Origin of the sequence: Metabacillus sp. FJAT-52054, assembly GCF_037201815.1 — a bacterium.
Classification (GTDB): domain Bacteria; phylum Bacillota; class Bacilli; order Bacillales; family Bacillaceae; genus Metabacillus_B; species Metabacillus_B sediminis.
In genome coordinates this window covers 1,812,051-1,836,457 of the sequence record NZ_CP147407.1, presented here as the reverse complement: position 1 = coordinate 1,836,457, position 24,407 = coordinate 1,812,051, and the positions used below count along the sequence as shown (strand labels likewise).

The following is a 24,407-nucleotide window of genomic DNA, read 5'->3' as shown; positions in this document are numbered from 1 at the left end:
CCCTCCTTTAGTTTGGATAAGGTATCGTATCGTTATCAACGATTCGGCTGTTAACGGTTACTTGATAGTACGCATTCTGTCCAGGAGCGATTTTAAATTGGATCGTTCTCTTTTCAGGTGCTTTAATTTTAAATGTCGCTTCCGGTTCTGAGAAAGACCGCTCCGCATCATTAATCCAAATTTGAACTTCCTGTTCTTCCCCGGGTACAGCAGGCTCATACGGAATCTCAATTTCCTTGGATACCGTTGCTACTTCCTGCTGTTCTTTGCCAAGTGAAAAAACGACTTCGAGCCTTTCACCAGGCTTCAGCTTTTCTCCGGCTGCCGGGGTTTGGGAAATAACCTTGCCTGCGGGAACCGTATCAGAATACTCTTCCTTTTCTTTTAAAAGGATCCCTTTTTCCTGCGTATAGCTGTTTACATCATTCTGAGAGTAGCCATTTAAATCTTCCAGTAAAATTTCCTCCGGCCCTTTGCTGACTGTGAGCTTCACTTCATCCTCTGAAGGAATGACCTCCGTACCTGCCGAAGGCTCCTGGTCAATGACAAGTCCTGCCTCCTGGTCATCATTCATTTCCTCCACGATTACGTTCTTATAGCCTTTTCGTTCAAGCAATTCTTTTGCTGTATCAATATCCCGGCCCTTCAAATCCTCAAGTTCAGTCATTTTTTTTCCGGTACTTTGATAGATTGTAACCATGGAGCCTTCCTTGGCCATTTTCCCACTCTCTGGATCTGTTTTCACGACATAATTTTCTGGAACGTCATCACTTGCGATCGATCTTTCCGTTACCCTGAAACCTGCTTCGCTTAACGTGTTGACCGCATCCCCGTATTCTTCACCTGAAACATCGGGGACTGAGACATCTTCAGGAAGCAGCAATGAGGGCACGATGGTGATGGCACTGACTCCTGCTGCCAGCAAAATAATAAAGACTGTAATGATAAAAACTGCAAATTTACTTTTTTTCTTCTTAGTCTTTTTAGGTTTTCCATCCTGATTTGCTTCTTCATTCGCTTTACCGGGAGGCTGAGAATGATTGATCGTTTCGCTTTTATCTGAAAGATATTGATCTGTAATGACGGGAATAGCCTTTGTGGCTTCATCGTCTACAGGGATTTCATATCTCTTTTCATTGAGTCTGTCTGCATGTAGGGCTGTCCTTAAATCCTCTTCCATCTCTTCGGCAGAATCGTATCGATGAAATGGATCCTTAGCCATAGCTTTTAATATGATATTAATCATGCTCTGGGGAATAGATGGATTCCAGCGCTCGGGTGATGGAGTTTCAGATTGCAGATGTTTTAGAGCAATTGATACAGCCGATTCTCCATCATACGGAACCCTTCCTGTCAGCATTTCATATAGCACAATACCGAGTGAATAAAGATCTGATTTTTTAGTTGCCAAACCGCCCCGCGCCTGCTCCGGGGAAAGGTAGTGAACTGAACCAAGCACGGAGTTTGTATGTGTAATTGTCGCTGAACTCAGCGCCATGGCAATGCCAAAGTCCGTCACTTTCGCTCTTCCATCATGATCGATTAATATATTGTGCGGCTTTATGTCTCTGTGAACGATAAAATTCTCATGCGCATGTTCAATCGCTGATACAACCTGCACCATAATATCCAATGCCTCGGATGGGTGAAGAGGAGCATGATTTTGTATGTATTGTTTAAGGGTTGTACCCGCCACATATTCCATGACAATATAATAAATTCCGTTCTCTTCGCCCACATCGTATATACTCACAATGTTCGGATGATCCAGACTCGTCGTTGATTGTGCCTCACGCCGGAATCTTCTGATGAAATCCTCATCATTTGCAAAATCAAATCTCAGTACTTTAACCGCAACTTTTCGTTCCAGAATGACGTCCTGAGCAAGGTAAACATTCGCCATTCCTCCTCCGCCAATCACTTCAAGAATGCGATAGCGGCCGCTGATTCTCTTTCCGATTAGCAAGAAAGATCACCTTCCCCATCCCCGGAAGGCATAAGGACCATGGCAACCGAAATATTATCTTCTCCGCCATTTTCATTTGCAAGCCGAATTAGCTTGTCAGCAGAATCATTCAGAGCTGCACCTGATACGAGGATGTTTTCCATTTCAGTTTCACTTACTTTATTAGAAAGTCCATCTGAGCAAAGCAGCAGTGCATCTCCTTCTTCTGTGCAAAAGGATTTGATTTCCACCTGTACCCTAAGCTCAGTTCCCATCGCTCTCATCAGCACATTTTTACGGGGATGATGCTCAGCATCTTCCTTCGTAATTTCTCCGGAGCGGACGAGTTCATTGACAAGAGAGTGATCCTCGGTAATCTGTTTAAAACCGCTTGCATTAAGAAGGTAGCAGCGGCTGTCGCCGATATGCCCAATGGTGGCAAATGACCGGGTACAAATTGCACCGACAAATGTCGTTCCCATTCCGCTGCATTCAGGATGATGCAAGGCATGGTCAAACAGAAGCCGGTTGACTTCTTCAATTTTTCCTCTCAGCCACTTTTCCGCATCATCCGGTGTATGAATCCCTTCGGATTTTTCCCAAAATTCGCGGAATGCGGAAACGGCCATCGAGCTTGCTACATCGCCCGCTAAATGGCCTCCCATTCCGTCTGCTACTACGGCAAAAGCCGCTTGTTCCCTGTTAAAGAAAATACCTGTACAATCCTCATTATGAGAACGGACTTTACCTATGTCCGATCGAAAAGCAGTCTCCAAAAAAGGTCACCTCGTCTCTTCTTTCCGCTCCTTCGCCCTTAGCTGGCCGCATGCTGCGTCAATGTCAGAACCTTGCTCACGTCGAATCGTTACGTTTACACCGCGGTCTTTCAATGCTTTTTCAAACGCAAAAATTTGATCTCGAGGTGTCCGCACATAATCACGTTCCGGCACATAGTTCACAGGAATAAGGTTTACGTGGCATTTGATGCCTTTAATAAGGTCAGCCAATTCTTCTGCATGCTCCACCTGGTCGTTCACGCCGCCGAATAATCCATACTCAAATGAGATTCTGCGTCCCGTTTTGTTTACGTAATAACGAATGGATTCAATAAGATCAGGAAGCTTATAAGCCTTGTTGATCGGCATTAGACGGCTTCTGATTTCATTGTTTGGAGCGTGCAGGGAAAGGGCAAAGTTAATTTGCAGCTGTTCATCTGCAAATTTGTAGATTTTAGGAATAATTCCGCTTGTGGAAACAGTAATATGGCGTGCTCCTATGTTCAATCCTTTATCATGGTTGATGATTTTCAGGAAAGACATCATTGCATCATAGTTATCAAACGGTTCGCCGATTCCCATTATGACGACGGAGCTTACGCGTTCGCCAAGTTCATCGAGAGCCTTCTGTACTTTTACGACCTGAGCAACGATTTCTCCTGCTTCAAGGTTTCTTTTTAATCCCCCAAGGGTTGATGCGCAGAACGTACAGCCGATCCGGCAGCCTACCTGAGTGGTAACACAGATGGAGTTTCCATACTCATGCTTCATCAATACCGTTTCAATTGAAGAACCGTCATGCAGCTCGAAAAGAAACTTCATTGTACCGTCGCCGGACGTTTGCTGGATTAGCGTCTTTAATGTGGTTAATGTGAATTGCTGTTCCAGTTTTTGACGCAGTTCTTTTGAGAGGTTCGACATCTCTTCAAAAGAAGTAACCCTTTTTATAAATAGCCAGTCGAAAATCTGCTGTGCACGGAACGCCTTCTCGCCATTTTCCTCGAGCCAGGTTTTAATTTCATGAAGTTCAAGGGAATAAATGGACGGCTTAGCAGCCGTTACTCCCTTTTTACCTTGTTGTATTGTTGTTTTATTCAATGATTACACCTTCTTTTTTAATCTTGTGATGAAAAATCCATCTGTTTCAAAATAATGCGGAAGAATTTGCAGTTTTCCGCCGTTGATATATGGGTGAACCTTCTCAGGAAGGAGCTGTTTTAAGGAATGATCTTCTTCAAATTCAGGATGGGACGCCAGGAAATCAGCGATAACCTCTTCATTTTCTTCCTTATCGATTGTACAGGTACTATAGACAAGTGTACCACCTTTTTTAAGTAAACGCGAAACCGAATCCAGGAGCTCCTGCTGAATGGCAGAAAGTCTGTTAACATCGTTGGCATTTTTTGCATATTTTATATCTGGCTTTCTTCGAATGACACCAAAGCCCGAGCATGGCGCATCCACTAAAATTTTGTCAAATTGAATACCACTGAGTTCTAGTGGAGCCTCCCTCGCATCCATGACTTGAGGAGAAATGTTGTGGAGCCCGGCTCTTTCAGCCTGTTCCTCAATTAGCTTCACTTTGTGTTTGTGAAGATCCAGAGAAACAATCTCACCAGTCCCTTCCATCAATTCAGCCATATGCAAAGACTTGCCCCCAGGTGCAGCACAAGCATCAAGGACTACTTCATTTTTGGCTGGACTTACAGCTCTTGCAGTAAGCATGGAGCTTTCATCCTGAATGGACAGTTTCCCTGCTTTATAAAGTCTGCTTTTAGAAATATTGCCTCTTTTCAGGATTACCGCATCTTCTGAAAGAACTCCTCGTGCTGCGTCGAAGGATTCTTCTGCCAGACCAGCAACTGCCTCTTCAACGGTAAGGTGCATCCGATTTACCCTTGCGGAAGCGACAGGAGGCTTCATATGAACTTCGCACATTTTCTGTGTATCATCCAGTCCATACTGATCCGCCCATTTTTTCACGAGCCAAACCGGGTGGCTTGTTTCAAGCGCCAAACGTTCAATAGGATCTTCAATTTCATTGAGTGAAGGCACTCCTTCTCTTTGAACAGCACGAAGGACTCCATTTACAAATCCGGCAATTCCTTTATGCCCTTTTTTCTTGGAGATTTCGACTGCCTCAAAAAAGATCGCCCTTTCCGGAATGCGGTCAAGATAGATCATTTGATAAAGGGACATTCTAAGCAAAATCCGTACCCATAATTCCATTTTTTTTGCTTTCGAAGTAAAAGGCTCCAAATAATAATCAAGCGTTATTTTTCTTTGAAGTGTTCCATATACAAGCTCTGTGAATAAAGAAACGTCCTTAGATGACAAATTGCTTTTCTGGATGGTGGTGTTAAGCAGCAGGTTGCTGTATGCCTGATTTTTCTCAATGGACATCAAGGCATCTACTGCCAATTCTCGTACATTTGCTGTTTTCATTTATTCACCAAGTTTCGTTCCGGGGGCAATCTGGCTGCCGCGCAAAAAGTCTTCCCCGCTCATTTTTTTCTTGCCTGCCGGCTGAAGCTCTACTATTTTTACGGCAGTGCCGTTTCCAGAAGCCACGACAAAACCATCTGAATCGATTCCAATCACCGTGCCCGGCTCAGATGGATTGGTGCTTTTCATTTTTTCTCCGCGCCAAATCTTCACTGTTTGTCCCTCTAAAGAGGTGAAAGCTACCGGCCAGGGATTTAAACCGCGAATATGGTTGTAAATTTCTTCACCTGTTTTAGTCCAGTCGATCTTTTCCTGCTCGCGTTTAATATTGGATGCAAAAGTCGCCTTTGAATCATCTTGCTTTATCGGCTTCAGTTTGCCTTCCAGAAGCATCGGGAGAGTTTCAGCCAGTAGTTCTGTTCCGGCTTTGCTTAGTTTATCGTGCAATGTACCGACGTTATCTTCTTCTGTAATCATAACCTCAGCTTGTGTGAGGATATCACCCGCATCAAGTTTTTCGGCCATATACATAATTGTTATTCCCGTTTTTTCTTTCCCCTGTAAAATGGAATAATGAATGGGGGCGCCGCCGCGAAGTTCCGGCAGCAAGGAAGCATGGACGTTAATACAGCCGTGCTTTGGCGCTTCCAGCAGCTCATTCGGTAAAATTTGTCCGAATGCCGCTGTTACAACTAAATCCGGTTTCAGTGCCAGTACTTTGTCAAGATCCTTTTGATGGCGGATTTTCTCCGGCTGCAGGACCTCAATGCCATGCTTTAAAGCCTCTGTTTTGACTGGGGGAGGCGTCAGTTCTTTTTTGCGGCCTTTCGGACGGTCCGGCTGGGTGACAACACCGACTACATTATACCCTTCATCAACAAGCCTTCTTAAAACAGGAACAGAAAAATCAGGGGTTCCCATGAATACGATTCTAGTCATTTCATTCATCCTTCCATTTCCTCAAGCTCTCCGTCTTCATAATATCGAAGAACTTTAGCAGTAAAAAGAGTGCCATCCAGATGATCGATTTCATGCTGAAGAGCTCTTGCCAAAAAACCATCTGCTTCAACAGTGAAAGGTTTTCCTTTCCGATTGAGCGCATGTACTTTCACATAATCCGCACGCTTGACTTCACCAAACAGTCCTGGGAAGCTCAAGCAGCCTTCAGGTCCAGTCTGTTCTCCGCGTGAGTTCATAATTTTTGGGTTGATTAATTCGATTTTTCCATAATCATCTCCAATGTCTACTACAGCGATTCGTTTTGCAATCCCCACTTGAGGGGCGGCTAATCCTACCCCATCTGCAGCGATCATTGTTTCATACATATCTTTAAGCAGCCTTGTAAGCTCCCTATCAAAAACCGTTACTTTCTCACAGGACTGCTCAAGAATTGGATCCGGGTGCTCTGCAATTTTCAGTATAGCCATAAAAGGTTCCTCCCTCACATTTTGAAGTGTTTACTCGGTGCCGCAGGGTTTCCTAGCTTTTGATGAAATATACGTAAGCCCTGATTACATATATAAAACCGGCAACGGCCGGTCTTAGGATGCTACATTAAAGTTGTTGGGTTCAAATCAATTGAAATAACGAGCTCATCTCTTGCCATTTCCTGCTGATAGCGATCCATCACTTTTTTCAGCGCAGGGATTAATTTTTCATCCCGCTTGTATTTTATCATGCATTGATAACGATATCTATTCTTGATCCTGGGTATCGGTGATGCAACAGGACCCAGCACTTTTGTATGGGAATCAAGGTTTTGTATAAGAAACTGTGCGATTGTTTCCATTACTGATGACGTTTTAAGCAAATCGGGATGTGATACGTTGACAACCGCCACATAATAAAAAGGCGGATAGGCATGCTGCTTTCTTTCCATCATTTCCCTCTCATAAAACCCATCATAATCGTGATCTTTAGCGAGCTGGATACTGTAGTGATCCGGTGTATAGGATTGGATGACCACTTCACCGGTTAATTCATGCCTGCCCGCTCTGCCGCTTACCTGCGTTAGCAGCTGAAAGGTTTTCTCTGCAGCCCTGAAGTCCGGCAGGTGAAGCATCGTATCTGCGGCAAGAACTCCTACAAGCGTAACATTGGGAAAATCAAGACCCTTGGCAATCATTTGCGTTCCAAGCAGGATATCTGCTTTTCCTTCGCCAAATTGCCCCAGAAGCCGTTCATGGGCTCCTTTTCTTGAAGTTGTATCTACGTCCATTCGAATTACCCGTGCTTCCGGCAAAACCTTTGCAAGTTCTTCCTCCACCTTTTGAGTACCCGTTCCAAAAAAGCGGATATGCTCGCTGCTGCACTCTGGACATAAAGAAGGCATTGGTGCTTCATGTGCACAGTAGTGGCATTTTAGTTTATTTCCCTGACGGTGATAGGTCATGGAAATATCGCAGTTAGGACATTGAATGACATAGCCGCAATCCCTGCACATGACAAAGGCAGAAAAGCCCCTTCTGTTTAAAAACAGAACCGTTTGCTCTTTTCGGTCCAGCCTGAGCTGCAGCTGCTCGAAAAGATCGGAAGAAAACATCGAACGATTTCCATTTCGCAGCTCTTCTCTCATATCAACAACATTCACCTCAGGCAGTGCCCGGCTGTTGACCCGCTCCCTTAATGGAAGAAGATGATAAACCCCTTTGCTTGCCCTAGCAAACGATTCAAGGGATGGAGTCGCACTGCCTAATACAACCGGACAGCGGTAGCTTTCAGCTCTGTGAATTGCGACGTCACGGGCATGATATCTTGGGTTTTCTTCCTGTTTATAGCTTGATTCATGCTCCTCGTCAATTACAATGATTCCAAGGTTCTCAAACGGGGCAAAAATAGCCGAGCGGGCACCGACGGCGAGCTGGACTTCCTTGCGCTGAATTTTCCGCCATTCATCGTATTTTTCTCCCGTCGACAACCCGCTGTGCAATACGGCGACTTTTGAACCGAACCGTCCTTTGAACCGATCTACCATTTGCGGGGTAAGAGAAATTTCAGGAACGAGCACAATGGCTTCCTTTCCTTCTTTCATGACGCGGTCGATGGCTTGAAGATACACTTCTGTTTTCCCGCTTCCGGTCACACCGTACATCATAAAGACATCATGCCTGGAAGCTTCAATTGAATCCAGAATTGGAGCAATAGCACTTTGCTGTTCACTGGTAAGCGCCATATTTTCTGTTGCCTTAAAGGTGCGATGCTCAAATGGATCACGATATACTTCCAGCCATTCTTCAGCCAGTATCCCTTTTTGAACAAGAGCTTTAATGGAAGAATCGCTTGCGTTCGCTCCGCTTTTCAAATCGGCTGCAGAGATCTCACTTTTTTGGGATGCAATAATATAATCAAGAGCAGCCTTTTGCCTGCCGGCTTGTGCAGGCATTTCCTCTGCAGTTTTTTTTAATGCTTCAAGATCTGCTGCAGGTTTCAAATACCGGACTTTTTTTTGCTTCCCCTTTTGTGCTACCTGGTAGACGACTTCTAAGCTGCCTTTTTTTATTTCCTTCTGCAACTCTGCAAAGAGATTGTGAGCTTCAGCCTCTTTCCAGGATATATCCCTGGTATTTTCAAATAACACAGCAAGTTCCGGGGGCAATTCACTGCTATTCCGGGTCAGGCAAATCCGTTTTTCATATTTTGCTTTCATGGCTGCAGGAAGCATGGCTTGAAAAGCAGAAATCTGGAAGCACAGGGTTTTTTCTGTAAGCCACTTTCCAAGTTCAAGCAATTCATCCGTTAATGCCGGCGTCAAATCAAAAATCTCTGAAATTTTTTTGAGCTTGTTTACCTCAGATGCTGATGCCACCTCGATAACAAAGCCCTGTACTTTACGCGGGCCAAACGGTACGATCACTCTGATTCCCGGTACAATGACATCCTCCCACTCTTCCGGAACTAAATAATCAAAAGGCCTGTCTGTCTGCATGGCAGGGACATCGACCACTACCCTTGCAATTTTCATTCTTCTTTCTCCAAACGCAGCATTGCAGCAGCCTCCAGCAAAATACTCTCAGCTACCTTATTCTTAGACATTAAAGGGAGCTCCTTACTGGTTCCATCTTTGCGGTGGATTGTGACCAGATTGGTATCAGCAGCAAAACCGGCTCCCTCAATCGTCACATTATTCGAGATGATCAAATCGAGATTTTTCTTCACAAGCTTATGCATCGCATATTCATGAACATTGTCTGTTTCAGCAGCAAAACCAACAAGAAGCTGATGCTGTTTTTTCTCACCGAGTGTTTTTAAAATATCAGCTGTACGTTCCATTTCAACGGATAGCGGACCTTCTTGTTTTTTCATTTTATGGGACATAGGGTGTGCAGGCCTGTAATCAGCCACAGCAGCAGATTTAATGACAGCATCCTGCTGATCAAATCGTTCCATTACCTCGTTCAGCATTTCCTCAGCCGTTTGAACTCTTATCACAGCTGCTCCGTATGGATCCTCCAAATGGGATGGTCCGGTGACAAGCGTTACATCCGCCCCCATTTCCGCAGCCTTTTCAGCAAGTGCAAATCCCATCTTGCCCGTCGACCGGTTTGAGAAATACCTTACAGGATCAATGGGTTCCACGGTTGGACCGGCTGTAATTAAAACTTTTTTGCCTTTTAATGGTCCTCGTCCATCTATACGAAAGTAGCTTTGAATAAGGCGGACAATTTTTTCAGGCTCTTCAAGCCTGCCGCGTCCGACATATCCGCACGCTAAATATCCTTCGCTCGGTTCAATAAATCGAAATCCATCCTCATACAGCGTCTGGATATTTCTTTTTACTGCAGGGTGATCATACATATGTACGTTCATGGCCGGTGCAATCCATACTGGTGCCGTGGCAGCGAGCAGTGTTGTAGTCAGCATATCATCTGCCAGACCATTGGCAAGCTTTCCGATCACATTGGCGGTTGCCGGAGCGAGGACAATCAAATCCGCCCAGTCTGCTAAATCAATATGAGCAATAACGCTTGATTCTTTTTCATCAAACGTATCTGTATACACATCATGTCTTGAGAGCGCCTGAAAGGTCAGCGGTGCAACAAATTCACATGCCGAGGCAGTCATGATTACTTTTACATCATAACCAGCCTGGGTAAGCTTGCTTGTCAAGGCAGCTGCTTTGTATACGGCGATGCCTCCGCTTACTCCAAGCAGGATCTTTTTCTTATCTCCCATTGTAAACCCCCGCCATCATTGTTATTTGTCTATCATTTTACCAATGTTTCAAGGAATGCCAAAGCAGAAGACTTCATTAAATTTCTCTCCATAAAAAGAGGCCGCCCCATTGCAACCAGGCTGCCTTAAGCAGTTCGCCCTTCATAAAAGGGAGAAGAGCAAATGGCTTTCAGATTGAATGGGTCAGCCTTTCATAACGGCATATCAAGCAGGATCAGTTCTCTTCCTTATCGTAAAAAAGCAAGCCTGCATCGATTTCTTCCAAAGCTTTTCCTACAAATTTATGAGAAATCGGCTTTGTAATCTGCTGATCTTTGTAGATCTGCATTTCTCTTGCACGTTTGGATGCTACGGTTACAAGTGTGTATTTTGAATCAAGCTTATTCATTAACGAGTCAATAGAAGGATTTAACATAGGGTTTATTCGACCTCCGAAATTTTCTTTTTATACCATGGAGCAACACGTTCGCGGCGGCAATGCTCGGCCGTAACGATTGCTTTAATTCTGTCGCATGCCAGATTTACGTGATCATTTTCAACTACATAATCATAGGCATCCATCAGAAGGATTTCTTCTTTCGCTGCAAGCAGGCGGTTTTCAATAATATCCGCCGATTCCGTTCCGCGCGTCACAATCCGATTTTTTAATTCATCAAGGGAAGGCGGCATAAGGAAGATAAATAGTCCTTCCGGAAATGCTTTTCGCACCTGAAGGGCGCCCTGCACTTCAATTTCCAGGAAAACGTCTTTCCCTTCGCTAAGCGTCTTTTCAACATAATCGACAGGTGTTCCGTAGTAATTCCCTACGAATTCTGCCCATTCGAGTAGCTTATCATTCTTGATCATCTCTTCAAATTCCTCATGGGACTTAAAGAAATAATCGATGCCGTCAACTTCGCCGGTACGCGGCTTTCTTGTTGTTATGGATATGGAATAATGAAATTTTGTATCATCCTGAGAAAAAATCTCTTTTCTGACTGTCCCTTTTCCGACTCCCGAAGGACCTGAAAGGACAATGAGCAGTCCTCTTTCTTTCATAGCTTTCAATAACCCCTACCCTTCATCTGATAACTCTTCTTTATTTGAAAGTCTGTGTGCGACAGTTTCAGGCTGAACAGCAGATAGAATAATATGATCGCTGTCCATTACGACAACGGCCCTCGTTCTGCGTCCATACGTGGCGTCAATGAGCATGCCGCGGTCCCGGGCATCCTGGATAATTCTTTTAATAGGTGCAGATTCAGGACTGACAATGGAGATGATTCGATTAGCTGATACAATATTTCCAAAACCGATATTAATGAGTTTAATGTTCAACGTTTGCTCCCCCTATATGATACCAGCTCTAGTCTAGCCTGAAAAATGGCGGTCTAAACAGGCTCCTATTCTACGTTTTGGACCTGTTCCTTTATTTTTTCAATGGTACTTTTAAGCTCCACTGCAAATGCTGCAATTCGGCTGTCATTAGCTTTCGAACCAATGGTGTTGGCTTCCCGGTTCAGCTCCTGCACGATAAAATCGAGCTTTCTGCCAATTGCTTCACCTGAATGGAGTGCCTGGCTGAATTGCTGAAGATGACTGTATATTCGGGTGACTTCTTCCGTAATATCGGCTTTTTCGGCAAATATGGCTGCTTCAGTTAAAATTCTTGATTCATCCGCCTCTGTCTGCAGTAAATCCTTAAGCTTAGTGGAAAGCTTCTCCATATGGCTCTTTTGAACAGCCGGCGCAATTGCTTCGATTTGTTCTGCAGCCGCCCTTACATCATCCAGCCTTATTTCAATATCTTTAAGCAGATGCCGGCCTTCGCTCAGCCTCATCCCGCTAAGCTCAATAACCGCGGACTCAACTGTATCCAGAATTGCTTCAAGCAAACGGCTCTGGTCCCCGTGTTCTTCCTGTACTTGTACCACATCTTCTATTTTCAATAGACCATCCAATGTAAGCTGGTCATTAAAACCGTACCGTTCTTTCATTTTCGCTGCAGCCTCTGTCAGCTGATCGAGCAGATCCCAGTCAACACTGACAGTGCGCTTAGCAATCGGCTCTCCGTCGATTGTTATGTATGCTTCTAATCGGCCCCTGCGTATCCGGCCGGAGATCACTTTTTTGATTTTATCCTCTACAGACATTAGTTGTCTAGGCATTTTTACACTAATCTCACAGAATCGATGGTTTACCGATTTCATTTCAACTGAGATCGTCCGCCCATCCTTTTCTTGAACGGCCCTTCCGAACCCTGTCATACTCGCAATCATGATTATCACTTCCATTTTCCAAGAGTGAATTGGAAATATATGATGTCCCTGCAAAACCTCGCTGCTGAAAGTTGTATGGGATAACGGTAAACAGCAGATGGATACAGAAAAAATAAAAAGGTAATAGGCGCGCTATTACCTTGTGAATTATATCATAACAAATTAGGATTTTCTTGTTAAAAGTGAGCCGGCCAGTAAAAATGTAGGAAGTGAGGCCATTCCAAGGATAAGAATCCAATCCCTAGGGATGATGGATACCGTTTTGAAGATCGGCTGAAGCGGCGGATAATAGATGACGACAAGCATAAGCAGGATGGATGAGGCAACCGCTCCCAGCAGGTATAAATTTTCAAATGGATTTCGGTCAAAAATGGATTTCTCACTGCGGCAGTCGAATACATGAATGAGCTGAGCCATAACGAGAGTTGAAAAAGCAACTGTCTGGGCATATGCCAGATTTTCAGGATCACGGTTATAGATAAACATGAAGGCAGCAAGCGTTGCTGCTCCAATTAAGAATCCCCTTGAAATCACTTTCCATCCAAGCTTTCTCGCAAATACCCCTTCTTTAGGATGACGGGGCTTGCGATTCATCAAATTCCCTTCAGGCTGATCCAGGCCGAGCGCCATTGCCGGCAGTCCGTCCGTCACCAAATTCACCCATAGGATTTGGATAGGCACTAAAGGAAGCGGAAGAGCAAGAATCATCGCAAACAGCATAACCAAGATTTCTCCTACATTGGATGCGAGCAGGTAACGGATGAATTTCCGGATGTTCTCGTATATGTTTCTTCCTTCACGGATCGCGGATTTAATAGTGGCAAAGTTGTCATCTGCCAGAACAAGCGCTGATGCTTCCTTCGCAACATCTGTCCCTGTAATGCCCATTGATATACCAATGTCTGCAGCTTTAATGGCAGGGGCATCATTCACACCGTCTCCTGTCATTGCCACGATATGGCCGCGTTTTTGAAAGGCTTTCACAATTTTAAGCTTATGTTCGGGTGAAACCCTTGCAAAAACATAGACATCCTCTACCACTTTCTCTAAATCATCTGAAGAAAGCTTGTTCAGTGCCGCCCCGTCCATAACCTTTCCGTTGTGAGGCAGAAGGTCAAGCTGCTTGGCTATAGCCCGTGCGGTAATAACATGATCGCCCGTAATCATGATCGTTTTGATGCCAGCAGCCCGGCATTCTTTAATTGCCTGCTTGACCTCAGGCCTTGGAGGATCAATCATTCCCTGAAGCCCGACAAATACTAAATCCTTTTCGGCATCCTCCTGCTTATACACCCGGTCCTGGCTTATCGGTTTATAGGCTATGGCAATCGTTCTCAGCGCTTTGGACGCCATGCTCTCAATTGACTCTTTAATGCGCTGTTCATATTGTGACGTCATAGAATGCTGCCTGTCTTCCCAAAGGACCTGCCCTGCGATGCCAAGCAGGACGTCAGGTGCACCCTTTGTCACAACAAAACGCTTCCCGGCAGAATCCTCTGCGATGACACTCATCATTTTCCTTGTGGAATCAAAAGGGAATTCTTCAATAATCGTAAATTTCTTATTAAGCGATTCTCTTGTCATTCCAGCCTTCATTCCGGCAATCAGCAATGCGCCCTCTGTCGGATCCCCGTCAATCCTCTTTTCAGCTTCCGTTTCGTTTAATTCAGCCGTATTGCAAAGCATTCCGAACGTTAATATTTGCTGCAGCGCTTTTTCTTCTTTCAGGGCAACCGTTCTTTCCTTATAGGTAAATTCCCCTTTCACATCAAAGCCCGTTCCCGATACCTTCCACTGCTTCCCGCCTGACCATATATCCGTTACGGTCATTTTATTTTGAGTCATCGTTCCGGTTTTATCTGAACAGATCACCGAAGCACACCCAAGCGTTTCCACCGCCGGCAGCTTCCGGACGATGGAGCGCTGCTTAATCATCCGCTGTACGCCAAGTGATAAAGCAACTGTGACAATAGCCGGCAAGCCCTCCGGTATGGCGGCCACCGCCAGGGAGACCCCTGCAAGGAACATGGAATATAAGCTGTGGCCTTGAATGACGCCCACGCCCACTACAAGAGCAGTCAATATAAGAGCGACCACGATTAAAATCTTTCCAAGCTGTTCAAGCCGTTTCTGGAGCGGCGTGTCCAAGGATTCAGCCGTCTGCAGCAAATCGGCAATTTGCCCCATCGCCGTTTTCATCCCTGTTGCCACGACCATCCCGATTCCGCTGCCTCTTGTAACAAGCGTCCCCATAAAGGCCATATTCGTTAAATCCCCGAGACCCGCTTCTTTTACATGTAATGCTCCATTCGTTTTCTGCACGGGTACCGATTCTCCCGTCAATGCAGACTCCTCAATTTCCAGACTTTTTACCGTTAATAGTCTCAGGTCTGCTCCAATTCTGTCCCCTGAAGTAAATTTTATTATATCTCCCGGCACTAATTCTCTGGAAGCAATCCTTCCCCACTCCCCATCCCTAAGACAGTTCACCTGTGGAGCAGAAAGCTGTTTCAGGGCTTCAAGAGATTTTTCAGCCCGCCTTTCCTGGAAATACCCTAAAATACCATTCATAAGGACGATCGCCACAATCGCGACCGCATCAATGTATTCTCCTAAAAACGCAGAAATGATGGTAGCTCCAAGCAGGACGAGCACCATAAAATCTTTAAACTGACCCAAAAATAATAAAAGCGCGGAAGTCTTTTCCGCCTCTTGCAGCTCATTATAGCCAAATTTACCATAACGGGAATGGACCTCTCTGTCCGAAAGGCCCGTATCCCGGTTGGTGTTAACGGACTCCGCCACATCCTGAATCTCCATCTCATGCCATTTCATGATCTGCATATGCACCCCTTGCTCCAATTTGGTCAAGCCCTTCTCTATCACCATCCTATTCAGACAAGCACAGAAAAATGACTTTAAAAAAAGGGAAGCCTTTTATGCAGGACACTAAGCAGTAAAGGTATTTATAGTGAAAGATACCAGTCTTACACGTTATAATAGAGAGAAGCTTCCATAAACAGAGTTATTTGCAGCAGCAAATACAAATCATTCATGGAAATGCAACTAGAGGGACGTTCCTCTAAATCTTTACGAAACAGAGCAGGTGAAGGACATGTCGTTTGACGGAATATTTACATATGCCATGACAAAAGAGCTCCAGGGAAAGCTCGAGAATGGCAGAATCTCAAAAATATATCAGCCTTATAAGAATGAACTGATTCTTCAAATACGTTCAGGGGGCACAAATTATAAATTGCTGATTTCTGCGCATCCGAGCTATGCGAGGATTCACTTAACCAATGAAAATTATGATAATCCCTCCTCTCCGCCCATGTTTTGCATGCTGCTGAGAAAGCACCTGGAGGGCAGTGTTATTGAACAAATTGAGCAAAAGGATATGGAGCGGATCATTATTTTCCGTGTAAAAGGCCGCAGTGAACTGGGGGATGTCACCCATAAGGAACTGATTGTTGAAATCATGGGCCGCCACAGCAATATGGTGCTTGTTGATTCAGAACGGCAAATTATACTCGACAGCATTAAGCATCTCCCCCCTGCCGTCAACAGCTATCGTACCGTATTGCCTGGACATCCTTATGTGTTTCCTCCTAGCCAGGACAAAACGCCGCCTTTTGGACTGGACGAGGAAACGATCTTAAGAAAGCTTGATTTCTTTGGAGGGAAACTTGACAAACAGCTTGTAGAGCATTTTGCAGGTATTTCCCCCCTGCTGGCACGCGAGATTACTGAACGTTCAGGCATGGTCAATCGGGAAACCCTTCCTAAGGCATTTATAGAGACAATGAATCGTCTTCAGCAGGGCAGCTTGAATCCTGTCATGATTACAGGAAATGAAAAAGAAGCCTTTTATTTAACGGACCTCACCCATCTAAAAGGAGAAAGAAAATTTTTCGATTCCTTAAGCGGGCTTTTGGACAGATATTATTTCGGGAAAGCAGACCGCGACCGTGTTAAACAGCAGGGAAATGATCTGGAGCGGTTTCTTTCCAACGAACTGAAAAAAAATAAGTCAAAGATCAAAAAACTTCAACGGTCTCTAGTCGATGCGGAGGATGCAGAGAAATTCCAGCTATACGGGGAGCTGCTGACCGCCAATTTGTATTCTATGAAACGCGGAGATAGGCAAGCTGAAGTGTTGAATTATTATGATGAGAACGGAAGCACTATAACCATTGCACTGAGTCCTCAGAAAACCCCGTCTGAAAATGCTCAGAGCTATTTTACTAAGTATCAGAAGGCTAAAAAATCCATTACCCATATCCATGAGCAATTAAGATTGGCAGGAGAGGAAATTGACTACTTGAATAATCTTCTGCAGCAAATAGAGTCTGGTTCCCCAAAAGATTTAGAAGAAATCCGCGAAGAGCTTCAGGATGGCGGTTATATGAAGAAGAAGATTTTGAAAAAGGGCAAGAAACCGAAAGTGGTCCTCCCCGTCCTAGAGCAGTATGCTGCATCAGACGGCACCGTCATCCTTGTCGGGAAAAACAACAAACAAAATGAATACTTAACCAACCGTGCTGCAGCGAGAGATGATACGTGGCTTCATACGAAGGACATTCCAGGCTCTCACGTTGTCATTAAATCCAAGGATCCAGCTGAGGAAACCATACTGGAAGCAGCCAATATTGCTTCCTATTACAGTAAGGCGAGAAGCTCCGCATCTGTTCCAGTTGACTTCACTCTCGTCCGCCATGTAAAAAAACCGAGCGGTTCAAAACCCGGCTTTGTGATCTATGACCATCAGCAAACCGTTTTTGTTACACCGGATCCCGATTTGGTGAAGCGGCTTAAAAAATAGGCTAAGTTAAAGGATGATGTTGATTTTTTAAACCTATTGATTGGACCTGCAAGTGATCGCCCGAAGAGGAAACCAAAAACCAAGCTTAACACCTAAACACTAAAAAAAGGAGCCTGCCCGGCTCCTTTTCCTGTTATTGATGATATACGCGTCTGCGCTTCACCAGCTGATAAATTTTTCTAATTGCATATAGTAAGATAAAGATTCCTATCACATTGATAAGAAATCCGATGATTGAACCGAAGATCCCCATGTTCGCAAGCAAGCTCCCGAACAGAAGACCCGCTAATCCGCCTGCTATCAGACCCTTCATGAGTGAACGGTTCTTCGCTTTAGAAACAGCAGAATTTTTACTGTTATTGTATTTGTTCACCTGCGGTTTTTTATCTAAAATGGAGGATCGGTTTCCAAATCCCCCGCTCTTCTTAAATCCTTTCGCTTCAACGGTTTTGACACCCTGATCTGGAATCAGGTTTGTTACCGGGGTAAAAAGCAGTGCAGCGGCTGTCATGGCTGCAATCAATTTCTTCATCATTCGTCATCTTCTCCTATCGGTCTGCAGACTGGGTATATGTTTCTTGCTTTTTTCTGGATATACGACCGTATACCGGTCTTCAATTCTTTCTTCTAGCTTTTCCATTAAATCAGCATTGCTTGTCAGCTCCTGCTTATTCCTGCGGATAAATTCTTCCATTGAATATCTGACTGGTTTTCTCATAGCGATCCATTCCTTTCATTTCATCAAAATCAAAAGGGCGCCTTTACCATGCCGGTAAAAGCGCCCTGAATACAAAAATGCCTTTACCAACAATTTGGCAAAGGTCTCGCAAACAACAATATGCTGCCAATAAAGCCGGAGACGGTTATCTCGTAATGACGACTTTATTTGAACTGCTACTCCCCTTTGGAGTTCATATGAACTTATAAATCTATCATATAGGACTTCTGCCATTTTGTCAACTTGAGTATGGAAACAGTCAAAAAAGAGGGCTGTCCACATAGTCAGTTTTCAAAGCTCTGTTCGCATTTAAAAGCAGATTGATTTGGGCTGATTTCCGCTGCAGGTGCTTGCTTTGCGGGGGTCTCACCTTTTCCGCTGCTCTTAGCAAGGAGTCGCGCACCTTCCCCTCCAATCAGCCTATACAATAATTGTTCGAAAATGCTAAGTAAAAACCAAAACCCCCTGTATGCTCATTCAAAGCATTCAGGGGGTTTCATTCAATCCTATCCTCTTAGCAGGGGTTATTGGACAGCCCCCTCATATTTCTTGATTCGTTTTACGCATTTGTCTTTCCAGGTAACTCTGTTCAAGCAATTCAAAGGTTTCATCCTCTATACTGCCAATGAGCTTTGAACAGATTTCTTTAGCCATAGCCGGACTGGAACTGCCTGTATGGACGGAAACGGTCAGTTTTCCTTTAGAGGCACGCATGGGTACTTCAACATTTCCATCCTTCGCTTCATCAGCAATGTTCACTAGCTGCAGTGGATGGGTCTGTTCGGCTATGTATTTGTTTGCCGACCGGTCATCTGTTGCGGCAATGATTAAAAAGTAGCCATCCAGGTCTTCTTTTCTTATCTTCCGCTTAATCCACTGAATTTCCCCCGACAAATGAAGATCCCTTATTTCGCTCACTGCTTCAGGACTGATGACCGTGATGGCGGCCTCTTCCTTTAGAAATACCATAAGCCTGCGGTACGCGATTTTCCCGGCCCCGGCAATAAGGATAGGTTTTTCAGAAAAATTAATCATTAAAGGAATCACAGTCTCACCTCTGCTTCAGCAGAAGACGCCGGCAGCTTTTCTAACGCTTCTTGCACTCTCTTTATAAAAGCAGCTTGTACATGCTTTGAAAAACCTACGTATGAGCAAAGAATGATTTGTTTATCGGTTTTAAGCAAACTGATTTCTTTTTCAATTCCGTTCATGAGAAGACCGGTAAACAGCAAATAAGGGACAATATAGATTTTTTTTTCGGGAAACTCCTGAATCCTTTTTAAAACCTCTGAAAAAGAAGGCTCAGCCGCTGTTAAGTAGCATATGTTGACTTCGAGCCCCTCTGTCCGCTCCTCTACGCCTTTCGCTATTGCCCCTAAGTCCTTTTTTACATCCGGATCGGAGCTGCCTCTTCCTACAAGCAGAGCTCTGGCGTTTTCATGAGCAGGGAGCGGACTCAAGCGTTCAAGAATTGCTTCGGACATTTCCCCTTGAACGCCGATTGGCGCGCCATAGGAAACAGCTATATTAGGATGTTCTTTCATGACTGCTTCAAGCTCTTCGGGTATATCGGATTTCGCGTGGGCGGCTGTAAGCAGAAGTACAGGAATAACCGCTATAGAGTCTGCGCCTTTATTCAGGCACAATTCAAACCCGGTTTTTATATCCGGTTCTGCAAGTTCCAGAAAACAAATTTCCTGGATGGGTGCTTGCACGTGCTTTTTACATGCTGAGATAAATTCTATAGCCTCATCACGCGCTTTTTTCACGCGGCTTCCGTGGCATATATACAAAACAGCCTGCTTCATTTAGAGCGCCTCGCTTACTTGAGAATCTGTCCTGTCCTCTTTGAACCATTTGAGCTGCTCACGGTATGTAACCACTTCTCCAATGATAATCATGCTCGGATTGGATATACCGCCCTGCTTTACAGCTTCATGGATGTCAGCCAGTGTTCCGGTTACGGTTCTTTGCTCATCCGTGCTCCCCCAGTGGATCACCGCTGCCGGAGTTTTAGCAGGCTTCCCATGGGCCAGGAGCTGTTCCTGTATATATGGCAGCTGACTGATCCCCATGTAAATGGCAAGGGTATCTACTCCCCCGGCTAAGCTTTTCCAGCGGCTGCTTTCTTCCTCCCCCTCTTTCCGGTGGCCGGTAATGAATGCTACACTTCCGCTCGCATCCCTGTGGGTTACCGGAATCCCTGCATAAGCAGCAGCAGCAATTCCGGATGTAATTCCCGGAACCACTTCAAATTCAATTCCATGCTTAACAAGTGCTTCCGCCTCTTCGCCGCCGCGGCCGAATACAAACGGATCTCCGCCCTTAAGCCGTGTTACCACATGGCCGCCTTTAGCAAATTTTATGAGAAAACGGTTAATCGTTTCCTGTTTCATTGTATGATAATCAGGCAGCTTTCCGCAGTAAATGAGGTCAGCGCCTTCTTTAGCGTGCTCCAGCAATTCTTTATTCACGAGCCGGTCATATAAAATGGTATCGGCCTCCTGGATGCATCTCAGCCCTTTTACTGTGATCAAGTCCGGATCTCCCGGGCCTGCTCCCACGAGGTACACCTTCGACATCATCATCCCTCCCTTGAATCATTATACCGCAGAAGGGGTTTCAAGTCCTTACTCGGAAACAGCCCTATGCATTCTTCAAGCTGACAAACTGTCTATCTTTTAAATAGTGAAGAACCTGCTCTGCGCATTCAGAAGGATTGAACTCCCCGCTGTTCAGGACAATTTCCGGCTGATCCGGTTTCTCATAAGGGGAATCGATTCCTGTAAACCCTTTGATCTCTCCGCTTCTTGCTTTCTTATACAATCCTTTAGGATCTCGTTCTTCACATTTTTCAAGAGAACAGTCTGTAAACACTTCGACAAATTCATCTGCTTCCAAAAGGCCGCGAACTTGGCTCCGGTCCTCCTTAAACGGTGAGATAAAGGCTGTTATAACGACACTTCCCGCATCGGTAAACAGCTTGGATACTTCACCGATTCTCCTGATATTTTCGCGGCGGTCGCTGTCAGAGAATCCGAGATCCCCATTAAGGCCATGGCGGACATTATCCCCGTCCAGCACATAAACCTGCACACCGTTTTCATAAAGCTTCCGCGCCAGTTCATTGGCAACTGTAGATTTACCTGAGCCGGATAATCCCGTAAACCATACGACAAAGCTATGATGTCCGTTTCTTTCTCTCCGCTCCTGTTTGGAAATGGACTGCTGATGCCACGTAACGTTAGCAGACTGTTTCATCGAACTTCCTCCGCTTCTGCCTGTGTCTCTTTCATCCCTTCAATCAGCACCTTAATGACTTCAGGTCTGCTGAATGTGCTTGGAGGAACTTCTCCCTTCCGAAGCATCTCTCTTACCTTTGTACCGGAAAGAATAACCCGATGCTCCGGATCGTGAGGACATGATTTGGTTGTAGCCATTCCTTCGCATTTGCTGCAGTAAAAGCTGTGCTCAAAACGAAGCGGTGTTATGTCGATTTCTTCAGGGTTAAATTCGTCAAATATATACTGTGCATCATACGTGCCGTAATAATCGCCGACACCTGCATGATCTCTTCCAACAATAAAGTGGGTGCAGCCATAATTTTTCCGTACTAATGCATGAAAGATGGCTTCTCTTGGTCCTGCATATCTCATCGCAGCCGGGAACACTCCAAGGAATACCCGTTCCTTCGGATAGTATTCATCCAGCAGAACTCCATAGCTTTTCATTCTGATGGAGGCAGAAATGTCATCTGATTTTGTCTCCCCGACAAGCGGGTTTAAGAATAGACCATCGACGGTTTCAAGAGCCGTTTTCTGAATGTATTCATGCGCCCGGTGGACTGGGTTCCTCGTTTGGAATCCAACAATCGTTTTCCAGCCCTTTTGTTCAAAGGCAGCTCTGGTTTCAGCCGGCTCAAAATAATGATCAGGGAAATCAGGCTGGGTCCGTTTAATGAGCGTAATTTCCCCGCTTACGTAAAGCTCTCCTCTGGAAAATAGCTTTTTCACGCCGGGATGGTTCCGGTCTGATGTTCTGTAAACGTTAAGAGCTTCTTTTTCTTTATCCGGTCTGTAAATTTCGGCGATGTTTATGAATCCATAATCTGTGCCCTCAAAAACGAGCTTTGCCTGATCTCCTTTAGTAAGATCTTCTGCCTGCTTTTCAAAGATTGGAAGTGTTATAGGTATGGACCATACCGTACCATCGGAGAGCTTCATTGTTTCTACTACACTGAGATAGTCCTTTTCAGATAAAAATCCTGACAGCGGGCTGTACCCTCCTATAGCAATCAGTTCCAAGTCGCTTAATGCCATAGCATCCAGTTCAATCGTTTTCTTTAAATGTCCGAGACTCTTGCCTAAATCTGTTCGCTGTATTAATTTTCCTCCATGCGGTGCTAAACTCATCAATACTCCTCCTATTCAGATAAAACTACTTGGTTTCAAACTTAAATTCCTCCGCCTTGTTCATGTACAGAGCGCTTTTCTTTTTTTATTGCTTTCATTAACGAGAGAACTCCAAGCGTCGCAACCATAATCGCAACAGCTGAAAATGTGGAATAAAAATCGGATTGTACAAACAGCTTGACCATTACGTATGAGATCGCCAGACTCACCAGCGGGGAAACAATCCAAACTTTGACGATTTTTTTCACGATGCCCTTTTGAAAAACAATCGGACCATTTTTAGCAGCCCCGGACGCCATAATGGATGTTGAAGTAACTTGTGTTAAAGGGACGGGAAGACCGAATAGGGAGCTGATGATGACAAGCAGTGCACCCGTACCCGAAATTACAATACCTTCTGTTTTCGAAAGTCTTGTTATTTTCTTCCCATTCGTCTCAAGGACCCGACCGCCCAGAAGGACAGCACCAGCTGCTACGAAAAAGCCGCCAATCCATACCCCTTTGTTTACAGAAATAACTCCCGCCGCTACCAGCGGGCCGACAGCGTTGGCAACATTATTCATTCCAGCTGAGAATGCTTCAAAGAAACCTGCTGCAATTAAAAGATAAATCAGCATCGTTCCTCCTCGGGCCTCCAGCCTGGAAAAAAGCGGCTTTGATGCTCTGCATATAAAATAGGTGATAAAAAAGGCTGCCACTGGAATAATGACCCAGAACATCATGATGAGGAGAATAGATTGGACATATAGAGCATGATAGGCGACCCCAACCCCGACTACCGCTCCTACTGTAACTTCACTGGTAGACAGCGGAATGCCCATCAAATTGGCCATAAACAGCGAGATAGCAGCAGAACTGATAATAACCAGGACGATTTGCAATGTAATCATCGACTGGGGAATAATTCCCGAGCTGATGGTTTTAACGACTTCTCCTCCCCCGAGTACTGCGCCAAGAACTACGCCCGCGCCGCAGAGCAGGAGTGCTGCCATTCTGCGTTTTATTGCCCCTGATCCGTACGCGACACCCATGGAAGCAGCCGCTCCGCTTGCCCCAATATTCATTGCGAAAAATAAACTCAGGATGATCGCTGCAGCTTCCATCATAGCAGAGCCCTCAACCGTGCAGACCGCATTCTGTCTTTTGGCTGCCATTCCAGCGGCCGGATCTCGCATCATTTACATCGATTGCAGGCTGGGTGCATGGCTTGCATCCGATGCTCGGGTATCCTTGATCGTGGAGAACATTGTAATCCAAATCATTTTTGTGGGCATAACGCCAGACATCTTTCCATGTCCAGTGAATGAGCGGGCAGATTTTAACATTTTCGAATTTATCATCTCTGTTCAGAAACTGGGTGTTTTTCCTTGAAGGAGATTGCTCTCTGCGCAATCCGGAAATCCATGCTTTTTCGCTGCTCATAACCTCTCTGAGAGGAAGCACTTTCCTGATTCTGCAGCATTCATTCGGATCCCTCTTCCATAGTTCATCCCCGTGCTTTGCAGCCTGTTCAGCTACAGTTAGAGGCGGCTTTTTCAATAAAATATTTAAATCTGGGTACCTTGCCTTTACACGGTCAATCAAATCATAGGTTTCTTTAAAATGGAGCTCTGTATCTAAAAATACGATTCTGGCATCCTTTTTAATTTTTGATATGAGCTCGATCAGAACAATCCCTTCAATACCAAAGCTGCATGCGTAAACTAAATCGTCCTGATAATGTGAATACGCCCATTTTAGAACGTTGAGCGCTTCGACCGTTTTGTCATCATTTTCGAATTCTGGAGCGGTTTCTGTCCAATTTTCGAATGTCAGCATAAATTTACACTCCTCTTTTTTAAAACCAACGCAAAAAG

Annotated in this window: 23 protein-coding genes; 1 reads left to right on the top strand and 22 read right to left on the bottom strand. The window is 44.9% G+C overall.

The features are described 5' to 3' along the window. Positions 1-7: 7 nt before the first annotated feature. From pknB to WCV65_RS09605, 13 genes are all read right to left on the bottom strand, one after another. Positions 8-1,966 (bottom strand): Stk1 family PASTA domain-containing Ser/Thr kinase, encoded by a 1,959-nt coding sequence (pknB, locus tag WCV65_RS09665; protein ID WP_338781889.1) that lies wholly within the window; start codon positions 1,964-1,966, stop codon positions 8-10. Continuing rightward, entirely contained in the window at positions 1,960-2,721 is a 762-nt protein-coding gene (locus WCV65_RS09660) for a Stp1/IreP family PP2C-type Ser/Thr phosphatase (RefSeq protein ID WP_338781887.1), read from the bottom strand. The genes pknB and WCV65_RS09660 overlap by 7 nt, the downstream gene beginning before the upstream one ends. A gap of 6 nt (positions 2,722-2,727) precedes the next feature. Further along, positions 2,728-3,819: a 23S rRNA (adenine(2503)-C(2))-methyltransferase RlmN gene (gene rlmN / locus WCV65_RS09655; protein ID WP_338781886.1), complete on the bottom strand. Its 1,092-nt coding sequence runs from the start codon at positions 3,817-3,819 to the stop codon at positions 2,728-2,730. A gap of 3 nt (positions 3,820-3,822) precedes the next feature. Continuing rightward, a complete protein-coding gene (gene rsmB / locus WCV65_RS09650) occupies positions 3,823-5,166 on the bottom strand; it encodes a 16S rRNA (cytosine(967)-C(5))-methyltransferase RsmB (protein WP_338781884.1) in 1,344 nt (447 codons plus the stop codon). Next, complete coding sequence (gene fmt, locus WCV65_RS09645) at positions 5,167-6,105, bottom strand: methionyl-tRNA formyltransferase (RefSeq protein ID WP_338781882.1); 939 nt, start codon at positions 6,103-6,105, stop codon at positions 5,167-5,169. 5 nt (positions 6,106-6,110) lie between these two features. After that, positions 6,111-6,593: a peptide deformylase gene (def, locus tag WCV65_RS09640; RefSeq protein WP_035412814.1), complete on the bottom strand. Its 483-nt coding sequence runs from the start codon at positions 6,591-6,593 to the stop codon at positions 6,111-6,113. 122 nt (positions 6,594-6,715) lie between these two features. Then, positions 6,716-9,127, bottom strand: coding sequence for a primosomal protein N' (gene priA, locus WCV65_RS09635; RefSeq protein ID WP_338781879.1), 2,412 nt, complete (start codon positions 9,125-9,127; stop codon positions 6,716-6,718). Further along, entirely contained in the window at positions 9,124-10,338 is a 1,215-nt protein-coding gene (gene coaBC, locus WCV65_RS09630) for a bifunctional phosphopantothenoylcysteine decarboxylase/phosphopantothenate--cysteine ligase CoaBC (protein WP_338781877.1), read from the bottom strand. The genes priA and coaBC overlap by 4 nt, the downstream gene beginning before the upstream one ends. A gap of 214 nt (positions 10,339-10,552) precedes the next feature. Then, on the bottom strand, positions 10,553-10,753 hold the full coding sequence (gene rpoZ / locus WCV65_RS09625) for a DNA-directed RNA polymerase subunit omega (protein ID WP_035412823.1): 201 nt from the start codon (positions 10,751-10,753) through the stop codon (positions 10,553-10,555). Between the two features lie 5 nt (positions 10,754-10,758). Continuing rightward, positions 10,759-11,376, bottom strand: a complete 618-nt coding sequence (gene gmk / locus WCV65_RS09620) for a guanylate kinase (protein WP_338781875.1) — start codon at positions 11,374-11,376, stop codon at positions 10,759-10,761. 15 nt (positions 11,377-11,391) lie between these two features. Beyond that, on the bottom strand, positions 11,392-11,655 hold the full coding sequence (locus WCV65_RS09615) for a DUF370 domain-containing protein (protein ID WP_035412829.1): 264 nt from the start codon (positions 11,653-11,655) through the stop codon (positions 11,392-11,394). Positions 11,656-11,720: 65 nt separating this feature from the next. Further along, on the bottom strand, positions 11,721-12,596 hold the full coding sequence (locus WCV65_RS09610; RefSeq protein ID WP_035412832.1) for a YicC/YloC family endoribonuclease: 876 nt from the start codon (positions 12,594-12,596) through the stop codon (positions 11,721-11,723). Between the two features lie 162 nt (positions 12,597-12,758). Continuing rightward, positions 12,759-15,431 (bottom strand): cation-translocating P-type ATPase, encoded by a 2,673-nt coding sequence (locus tag WCV65_RS09605; protein ID WP_338782233.1) that lies wholly within the window; start codon positions 15,429-15,431, stop codon positions 12,759-12,761. 280 nt (positions 15,432-15,711) lie between these two features. Between WCV65_RS09605 and WCV65_RS09600 the strand changes: the two genes are divergently transcribed. Beyond that, the gene (locus WCV65_RS09600; protein ID WP_338781872.1) at positions 15,712-17,421 is read left to right on the top strand and encodes an NFACT RNA binding domain-containing protein; all 1,710 of its coding nucleotides are present in this window, start codon (positions 15,712-15,714) and stop codon (positions 17,419-17,421) included. Positions 17,422-17,554: 133 nt separating this feature from the next. Here the strand turns inward: WCV65_RS09600 and WCV65_RS09595 are convergent, their stop codons facing one another. From WCV65_RS09595 to WCV65_RS09555, 9 genes are all read right to left on the bottom strand, one after another. Next, on the bottom strand, positions 17,555-17,956 hold the full coding sequence (locus WCV65_RS09595) for a hypothetical protein (protein WP_082883917.1): 402 nt from the start codon (positions 17,954-17,956) through the stop codon (positions 17,555-17,557). Between the two features lie 3 nt (positions 17,957-17,959). Beyond that, the gene (locus WCV65_RS09590; RefSeq protein WP_338781868.1) at positions 17,960-18,139 is read right to left on the bottom strand and encodes an FbpB family small basic protein; all 180 of its coding nucleotides are present in this window, start codon (positions 18,137-18,139) and stop codon (positions 17,960-17,962) included. Positions 18,140-18,679: 540 nt separating this feature from the next. Then, positions 18,680-19,186 (bottom strand): bifunctional precorrin-2 dehydrogenase/sirohydrochlorin ferrochelatase, encoded by a 507-nt coding sequence (locus WCV65_RS09585; RefSeq protein WP_338781866.1) that lies wholly within the window; start codon positions 19,184-19,186, stop codon positions 18,680-18,682. Further along, on the bottom strand, positions 19,183-19,947 hold the full coding sequence (locus WCV65_RS09580; protein WP_338781864.1) for a sirohydrochlorin chelatase: 765 nt from the start codon (positions 19,945-19,947) through the stop codon (positions 19,183-19,185). The genes WCV65_RS09585 and WCV65_RS09580 overlap by 4 nt, the downstream gene beginning before the upstream one ends. Beyond that, the gene (cobA, locus tag WCV65_RS09575) at positions 19,948-20,724 is read right to left on the bottom strand and encodes a uroporphyrinogen-III C-methyltransferase (RefSeq protein WP_338781862.1); all 777 of its coding nucleotides are present in this window, start codon (positions 20,722-20,724) and stop codon (positions 19,948-19,950) included. Between the two features lie 61 nt (positions 20,725-20,785). Beyond that, complete coding sequence (gene cysC, locus WCV65_RS09570) at positions 20,786-21,400, bottom strand: adenylyl-sulfate kinase (protein WP_338781860.1); 615 nt, start codon at positions 21,398-21,400, stop codon at positions 20,786-20,788. After that, entirely contained in the window at positions 21,397-22,551 is a 1,155-nt protein-coding gene (sat, locus tag WCV65_RS09565; protein WP_338781858.1) for a sulfate adenylyltransferase, read from the bottom strand. Before sat ends, cysC begins: the two co-directional genes overlap by 4 nt. Before the next feature lie 41 nt (positions 22,552-22,592). Next, the gene (locus WCV65_RS09560) at positions 22,593-23,654 is read right to left on the bottom strand and encodes an inorganic phosphate transporter (protein ID WP_338782229.1); all 1,062 of its coding nucleotides are present in this window, start codon (positions 23,652-23,654) and stop codon (positions 22,593-22,595) included. 13 nt (positions 23,655-23,667) lie between these two features. Then, positions 23,668-24,369: a phosphoadenylyl-sulfate reductase gene (locus WCV65_RS09555; RefSeq protein WP_338781857.1), complete on the bottom strand. Its 702-nt coding sequence runs from the start codon at positions 24,367-24,369 to the stop codon at positions 23,668-23,670. Between the last annotated feature and the right edge of the window lie 38 nt (positions 24,370-24,407).

What these genes read in the sequence shown, in the direction of transcription:
- rsmB (WP_338781884.1), bottom strand. Translation starts at nt 5,166, where the DNA reads ATGAAAACAGCAAATGTACGAGAATTGGCAGTAGATGCCTTGATGTCC.
- fmt (WP_338781882.1), bottom strand. Translation starts at nt 6,105, where the DNA reads ATGACTAGAATCGTATTCATGGGAACCCCTGATTTTTCTGTTCCTGTT.
- def (WP_035412814.1), bottom strand. Translation starts at nt 6,593, where the DNA reads ATGGCTATACTGAAAATTGCAGAGCACCCGGATCCAATTCTTGAGCAG.
- priA (WP_338781879.1), bottom strand. Translation starts at nt 9,127, where the DNA reads ATGAAAATTGCAAGGGTAGTGGTCGATGTCCCTGCCATGCAGACAGAC.
- coaBC (WP_338781877.1), bottom strand. Translation starts at nt 10,338, where the DNA reads ATGGGAGATAAGAAAAAGATCCTGCTTGGAGTAAGCGGAGGCATCGCC.
- rpoZ (WP_035412823.1), bottom strand. Translation starts at nt 10,753, where the DNA reads ATGTTAAATCCTTCTATTGACTCGTTAATGAATAAGCTTGATTCAAAA.
- gmk (WP_338781875.1), bottom strand. Translation starts at nt 11,376, where the DNA reads ATGAAAGAAAGAGGACTGCTCATTGTCCTTTCAGGTCCTTCGGGAGTC.
- WCV65_RS09610 (WP_035412832.1), bottom strand. Translation starts at nt 12,596, where the DNA reads ATGATTGCGAGTATGACAGGGTTCGGAAGGGCCGTTCAAGAAAAGGAT.
- WCV65_RS09605 (WP_338782233.1), bottom strand. Translation starts at nt 15,431, where the DNA reads ATGAAATGGCATGAGATGGAGATTCAGGATGTGGCGGAGTCCGTTAAC.
- WCV65_RS09600 (WP_338781872.1), top strand. Translation starts at nt 15,712, where the DNA reads ATGTCGTTTGACGGAATATTTACATATGCCATGACAAAAGAGCTCCAG.
- WCV65_RS09595 (WP_082883917.1), bottom strand. Translation starts at nt 17,956, where the DNA reads ATGATGAAGAAATTGATTGCAGCCATGACAGCCGCTGCACTGCTTTTT.
- WCV65_RS09590 (WP_338781868.1), bottom strand. Translation starts at nt 18,139, where the DNA reads ATGAGAAAACCAGTCAGATATTCAATGGAAGAATTTATCCGCAGGAAT.
- WCV65_RS09580 (WP_338781864.1), bottom strand. Translation starts at nt 19,947, where the DNA reads ATGAAGCAGGCTGTTTTGTATATATGCCACGGAAGCCGCGTGAAAAAA.
- cobA (WP_338781862.1), bottom strand. Translation starts at nt 20,724, where the DNA reads ATGATGTCGAAGGTGTACCTCGTGGGAGCAGGCCCGGGAGATCCGGAC.
- cysC (WP_338781860.1), bottom strand. Translation starts at nt 21,400, where the DNA reads ATGAAACAGTCTGCTAACGTTACGTGGCATCAGCAGTCCATTTCCAAA.
- sat (WP_338781858.1), bottom strand. Translation starts at nt 22,551, where the DNA reads ATGAGTTTAGCACCGCATGGAGGAAAATTAATACAGCGAACAGATTTA.
- WCV65_RS09560 (WP_338782229.1), bottom strand. Translation starts at nt 23,654, where the DNA reads ATGGAAGCTGCAGCGATCATCCTGAGTTTATTTTTCGCAATGAATATT.
- WCV65_RS09555 (WP_338781857.1), bottom strand. Translation starts at nt 24,369, where the DNA reads ATGCTGACATTCGAAAATTGGACAGAAACCGCTCCAGAATTCGAAAAT.